Below are 6,147 nucleotides of genomic sequence, written 5' to 3' on the forward strand. Positions count from 1 at the left end.
ATCAAGGGCAGAACAAGGCAGCAAGGATTTTTGCCGCTTCAGCTTCGGTACAGAAACTGATCAAGATGCCTTTGGATTGGAAGAAGCGCTTCCCGAAGTTTGCCCGCGATCTTACGGGTTACCTCCGTGTGGGTAGCAACGCCCATGATGATGCCCCAGATGCCCTTACGGGTTCCATAGAATGCCGACAACCCCCAAAGAAAGTAGATTTAGCGGCTATGTTCGGACTTAGATAGTGACCAGTGACCAGTGACTAATCCTATTGCATTTGTCACTTGCTCCCCCTTCAGGGGCTAGGGGGATTATTCGCTATTCACTATTCGTTTTTCACTTAGTTGCTATTCACTATTCGTTTTTCACTTTTCACTTTTCACTATTCATTATTCACTAATCACTAATCACTAATCACTTTTCATTTTTCACTTAATTATGATAAACATTTCTTTACTCAAGTCGGGGCGCAATGCTCCCTTACCCAATCCTACGGAAGCGCAAAAAGCACTTAATCCTGCGCTTCACCCTGTCAATGACCCCGTGCTTAGGCGGGATAAGCAGGTACAGACTACCGAGGGCGTACGCATGGAGCCTGTAGCTCGCATTGCACTGCCCTTGCAACAGCTTATCATCAAGCGTTCCGTGGCTTTTCTCTTTGGCAAGTCAGTGCGTTATGAATGTGCTAGTGAGGACAAGCAGGAGCAACAAGCCTATGCGGCTATCCTGAAAATCCTCACTCAGGCGAAGGACAACAGCCTGAATAGACGTATTGCACGCGCTACTTTCTCTTTTGGTGAATGTGCCGAGCTGTGGTATCCTATTCCTACGGCAACCACTCATTATGACTATGGCTTTCCCTGCCAGTTCAAGCTCCGTTGTAGTCTTTTTTCACCTGCTTTTGGGGATACCCTCTATCCCTATTTTGACCAAACGGGCGATATGACGGCTTTCTCCCGTGCTTATAAGAGTCTTAGTACAAATACCCAAACAGGGGTAGGGGAGCTGACGGATTATTTTGAGACCTACACGGCTACCCACCATTATCTTTGGCGCATGGTATCAGGACAATATCTACTGGAGGAGGGGTACCCTAAGCCCAATCCTATTGGGAAGATTCCCGTGGTATATGCCCATCAGCCCCACCGAGAAACCGAAGAAGTGGATCCGCTCATTGAGCGATTGGAGCACCTGTTGTCCAATTTCGCCGAGACTAACGACTACCATGCCGCACCTAAGCTGTTTGTTACAGGACACATACAGGGTTGGAGCCAAAAGGGCGAGCCTGGCGCGATTATAGAGGGGGACAAAGATGCTTCCATGCAGTATATCTCTTGGCACAATGCCCCTGAGTCGGTCAAGCTGGAGATGGATACCCTGCTACGAATGATCTATACGCTCACACAGACTCCCGACATCTCCTATCAGAGTGTCCGTTCCATGTCGCCCCCTTCGGGTGCTGCCCTCAAGCTCCTTTTCCTCGATGCCTCCCTCAAGGTACAGGACAAGCGTGAGATCTTCGATGCCTACCTTGCCCGCCGCTTAGCGATCCTCAAGGCGTACCTCCCCTGCCTACATACGCCCTTGAGACAAGCCGCTGCCACAGTGGAGATTACCGCACATATTCAAGAACTTATATAGTTTTGAGTTTTGAGTTCTTAGTTTTGAGTTAACTTAGAACTCAAAACTTACACTAACTCAAAACTCAAAACTCAAAATTTAAAACTTACAACTTTAAGTTTCGCAAGTCATTTTTAGGTTATAATTAGGTTTATAATTGATTAATAATCAATATATTGCAAAGAAAACCTCCCCCTTGCCCCCTCCGAGAGGGGGAATAAATTCGTTGAAAAAGATAAAAATTGTCTATCAATCTGGAAAATGTCCTCTCTCTAACTCCTTGAGAATCATAAACTATCTCATTCCCCCTTTGGAGGGGGGTAGGGGGAGGTTTTGAATATCAATAAGTTACAGAACTTGCGAAACTTAAATTACAACCAACTCAAAATTTAAAACTTACAACTTACAACCAACTCAAAACTCAAAATTTAAAACTCAAAACTAATCATGTTTTTTTTCCTTGTTCCCTTAGTCCTCTTGTATCATTCCGATACGGCCATAGCCTTACGTGATAGGCTGTATTACCTTTGGCAAACGCTCTCTCGTAGCGCCCCCATCATGCTCCTATACCGCTACTTCCACTCTTGGCAACAGACCCATGAGGCTTTCTTGGTGGCATTAGCAGTTGCCCTTGTGGTCAATATGTTTGTCGGGGTTGCCTACCACCTGCGTCAGCGTACTTTTTCCTTACAGGAACTGCTAAAGAAAAACGCCCAAATGCTTGCAGTCATTGCGGCGGTATATATCCTTTTGGAATTGTTAGAAGTCCCTTTAACCGATACCAAAACAGGCGAACTCTTTGAGAGTACCCTCCAACTGATGACCCTGCTATACCCTGTAAGTAAGGCCGTCAAAAATATCTTCGTCCTCACTCATGGCAAGTATCCCCCCGCTTGGGTAATGAAGGCACTCTATAACTATGAAAAAGAGGGCAAACTCAAAGAATTTTTTAAAGTGAATAGAGAAGAATGAAAAGCCACCACTTATCAATAATTTTTACTAATTTTGTACGCTGTATAGAATCAAACAATATGAGACACATTATTCTTACACTTCTTTTAGGAAGTTATACTTTAGCATTCGCTCAAAATAAGATAAAAGGCGAGTGGTATCTCTATGAACTCTTTGGGAAAAAAACCTCTATGGATATGTATCGTTTAGAAAGGCAAACTAAAGAAAAAAGAGGGTACAAAATAAACTTTATTGAGAATAAGATTTTTATTGCTTCTTACTTTTCCTCATCTAAGGACGATTGTTCTCCTTCTACTCGTGGGGTCTATGAAAAAATAAATAGACATTATGTATCCCTTCATGCAGATTTTTTCTATGTCTCTGGAATAGGATGTCAGATGAATTATGAAGGAATAGATGCCGATTTGGGTAAGTTCTATATTCATTTCCCATCCAAAGGGGTACTTTACCTGATCAAAAGTACAGGAGATCTCGATTACGATAAGCAATTAGCTCAGGATGCAGAGCAGATTAACGATATTAATTCTATTGCAAAGTATGTTTTCAAACGTAATGGAGAAAATATCTCTTATAATCCTTCTTTTAAAGAAGAAGTAGCCACTTACGTAGCACAAGTACTCAAGTTGCCACATTATAGAGTCTGTTTGAAGTTTTCTGTAGGAAGGTATACGGGAGATGTAGGCTTAGTTAAGGATTTGGATACAGGCACTTATTTCTATGTAGTCAAGGACAATACTGCTCAGCAGGAAACTACTCAAAAGGAAAACAAATTCTTCCATTTCACCTCAGAAGAAGTGAATAGTGAAAAATCTCCCCAGCCCCCGAAAGATAGTGAATAATCCCCCTAACCCCCGAAGGGGGAACAAGTAACAAATGCAATAGGATTAGTCACTAATCACTAATCACTAATCACTAACCACTAATCACTAACCACTAATCACTAACCACTAATCACTAACCACTAACTTTGTACCTAAAAATAAAACCAATATGAAACACATAATACTTCTACTCCTCTTAGGCGTTTGTTCCTCAGCATTCGCACAAAAAAAGATAATAGGCAAGTGGTACCTCATTGAGCTCTTTGGAGAAAGAAACCCCGTGGAGATGTATCGTCTGCAAAAGACAACCCAAGTAAGAGCAGGATATCATATAAATTTTGCTAAGGATAAGACTTTTTATAGTACTTATTTTGCCCCTTGTGGACTGGATTGTTTTGCCTCTACTAAAGGTACTTATAAGAGGGTAGATAGGCATTACCTATCTTTTCATGTACATACTTTCTCTGTTTATGGAGAAGAATGTGAGAAAGCTAAGCATGAAAAAAGAGATACCGATTTGGGTAAGTACTATGTCCATCTCTCTACAAAAGGAATACTTTACTTGATCAAAAGTACAGGAGATCTTAAACAAGATAAGCAGTTAGCTCAGGATGCAGAACAGTTTGACGACCTTTATCCTATTGTAAAGTATATTTACAAACATAATAAGGGAATTGCCTCTTATAATCCTTCTTTTAGAGAAGAAATAACCACTTATGCAGCACAAGTACTCAAGCTGGCACATTATAGAGTATGTTTGCAGTTTTTTGTGGGATGGTCTATAGGAAGCGTAGGCTTAGTCAAGGACTTGGATACAGGTACTTATTACTATGTAGCTGAAAGCATCTATGTTCAAAAGGGAAGCAAATTATTTCATTTCACCTCAGAAGAACTCAAAAGTGAAAAATCTCCCCAGCCCCCGAAGGGGAATGAATAATCCCCCTAACCCCCGAAGGGGGAACAAGTAACAAATGCAATAGGATTAGTCACTAACCACTAATCACTAACCACTAACACTTGTTATTATTTAGACTTTTTACAAATTACAATAAAAACACCTACAGCCCTTTTAATTTTAATTAAGAATTTGTATTTTTGCACCGTAGTAATAGAGACGCTTAACCCTTGTGGTTGCAAGGGATACAGAGTAAAAATATTATTACCAAAGAAAAAGAATAGATAGTTTTTTGTTTTTAATAGCTTTTTTATGAAAAAGAGTGGAAATTATAAGGGAAAATCATGGCAAGTGATGTGGCTTCTCATGATGTTTTTCCCTATATACTTGTTTGGACAAGATGCTGGCGACCCTGCCAAGGGGAAAGACTTGTTCAAGGGCAACTGTGCAGCTTGTCATAAGTTGGAAGGAAAGCTCGTAGGACCTCCACTTGGGGGTATTACTGAGAAAAAATCTGCTGAGTGGCTACACAAGTGGATTAAGAATAGCCAAGCCTTGATCGCCGCTGGTGATAAGGATGCAATCGCTATCTTTGAGGAGTACAACAAGGTACCTATGATCGCTTATGAGACTATCTTATCTGATCAGGATATCAATGATGTGCTTGCTTATGTAGCTGACCCTGCTAAGGCTGAGGCTGCTGCCGCTCCTGCAACTCCTGCAACTCCTGCCGGCGATGCTACCGCTGATGCGGCTCCTGCTGCTACAGGCGATACCGCTGCCACTACAGCAGCACCTGTGAAAGAGAGTGGAAACAAATCGCTTCCTATAGTACTCCTTTCAGCCTCTGTACTGCTATTGCTTGCCCTTATCTTTATTATTGTAAAGGCAAACCGCGAGGTAAAGAAATTGGCAAAAGAAAACAATAGCGAAGAGTATCTCAAACAAAGCAAATATTATCCTTTGTGGAATGTTTTTGCAAAGAATAAGATCATCACCGCTTGTGTGATTGCTCTTTTGTTCTTCTCCTCTACCTACTTTGCTTATGGTTACCTCATGCAAGTGGGTATAGACCAAGGTTACCAACCTATTCAGGAAATCCATTATTCTCACAAGATACACGCTGGGGATAACCAGATAGACTGTAAGTTCTGTCACTCTGCTGCACGTACTTCCAAGACAGCAGGTATCCCTTCACTCAACGTATGTATGAACTGTCATAAGAATATAGAAGAGTATACAGGCCCTGTAACTGACCAATATACCAAAGAATTCTATGACGGAGAAATCCAAAAATTATATGACGCCGTAGGTTGGGATGCTGAAAACGCGCAATATACAGGCGTACAGAAACCAGTGAAATGGACTCGTATCCATAACCTCCCTGACCACGTATATTTCAATCACTCTCAGCACGTAACCGTAGCTGGCGTGGCTTGCCAACAGTGCCACGGCGATGTGCAAACTATGGAAGTGGTAGAACAACACGCCCCTCTTACCATGGGCTGGTGTATCAACTGCCACCGTACTACCAATGTCAATGATGCCAATCCGTATTATGAAAAGATACATGAGCAATTGGCTAAGAAATATGGTAAAGAAAAGCTCACCATCGCCGAACTCGGCGGTCTCGAATGTGGTAAGTGTCACTACTAATAATGTTTAATGATTAATGACTAATGACGAGTGACCAATGACGATTTATGGTTCATTGACAATTAACAATTAACAATTAACAATTAAGAACATGTCATCAGAAAAAAAATATTGGAGAAGTGTAGAGGAGTTGGATACGAACAACCCTGTGATAGAGCAAATTCATCAAAATGAGTTTGTCGATAAGCTCCC

At 41.6% G+C, this 6,147-nt stretch carries 6 protein-coding genes and 1 pseudogene; all 7 read left to right on the forward strand.

The window, feature by feature from the left end; translation table 11 throughout:
* A pseudogene (locus Q0625_RS06135) lies at positions 1–236 on the forward strand (heat-shock protein Hsp70); the annotation flags it as partial.
* A gap of 193 nt (positions 237–429) precedes the next feature.
* A complete protein-coding gene (locus Q0625_RS06140; protein ID WP_298824582.1) occupies positions 430–1,632 on the forward strand; it encodes a phage portal protein in 1,203 nt (400 codons plus the stop codon).
* Between the two features lie 426 nt (positions 1,633–2,058).
* Positions 2,059–2,583 (forward strand): hypothetical protein, encoded by a 525-nt coding sequence (locus tag Q0625_RS06145; protein WP_298824585.1) that lies wholly within the window; start codon positions 2,059–2,061, stop codon positions 2,581–2,583.
* A gap of 59 nt (positions 2,584–2,642) precedes the next feature.
* Positions 2,643–3,422 carry a hypothetical protein gene (locus Q0625_RS06150; RefSeq protein ID WP_298824588.1) on the forward strand — a complete coding sequence of 260 codons (780 nt, stop codon included), beginning with the start codon at positions 2,643–2,645 and terminating at the stop codon, positions 3,420–3,422.
* Positions 3,423–3,573: 151 nt separating this feature from the next.
* Positions 3,574–4,341: a hypothetical protein gene (locus Q0625_RS06155; RefSeq protein WP_298824591.1), complete on the forward strand. Its 768-nt coding sequence runs from the start codon at positions 3,574–3,576 to the stop codon at positions 4,339–4,341.
* Positions 4,342–4,611: 270 nt separating this feature from the next.
* On the forward strand, positions 4,612–5,955 hold the full coding sequence (locus Q0625_RS06160; protein ID WP_298824594.1) for a c-type cytochrome: 1,344 nt from the start codon (positions 4,612–4,614) through the stop codon (positions 5,953–5,955).
* Positions 5,956–6,046: 91 nt separating this feature from the next.
* On the forward strand, positions 6,047–6,147 hold a 101-nt coding region (locus Q0625_RS14945), incomplete at its 3' end, for a TAT-variant-translocated molybdopterin oxidoreductase (protein WP_366125062.1).

The sequence above is a fragment of the uncultured Capnocytophaga sp. genome (genome assembly GCF_938029845.1).
In the GTDB taxonomy this organism is placed as follows: domain Bacteria; phylum Bacteroidota; class Bacteroidia; order Flavobacteriales; family Flavobacteriaceae; genus Capnocytophaga.

Coding starts and splice junctions, on each gene's coding strand:
- Q0625_RS06160 (WP_298824594.1), top strand. CDS start 4,612: ATGAAAAAGAGTGGAAATTATAAGGGAAAATCATGGCAAGTGATGTGG.
- Q0625_RS06140 (WP_298824582.1), top strand. CDS start 430: ATGATAAACATTTCTTTACTCAAGTCGGGGCGCAATGCTCCCTTACCC.
- Q0625_RS06150 (WP_298824588.1), top strand. CDS start 2,643: ATGAGACACATTATTCTTACACTTCTTTTAGGAAGTTATACTTTAGCA.
- Q0625_RS06155 (WP_298824591.1), top strand. CDS start 3,574: ATGAAACACATAATACTTCTACTCCTCTTAGGCGTTTGTTCCTCAGCA.
- Q0625_RS06145 (WP_298824585.1), top strand. CDS start 2,059: ATGTTTTTTTTCCTTGTTCCCTTAGTCCTCTTGTATCATTCCGATACG.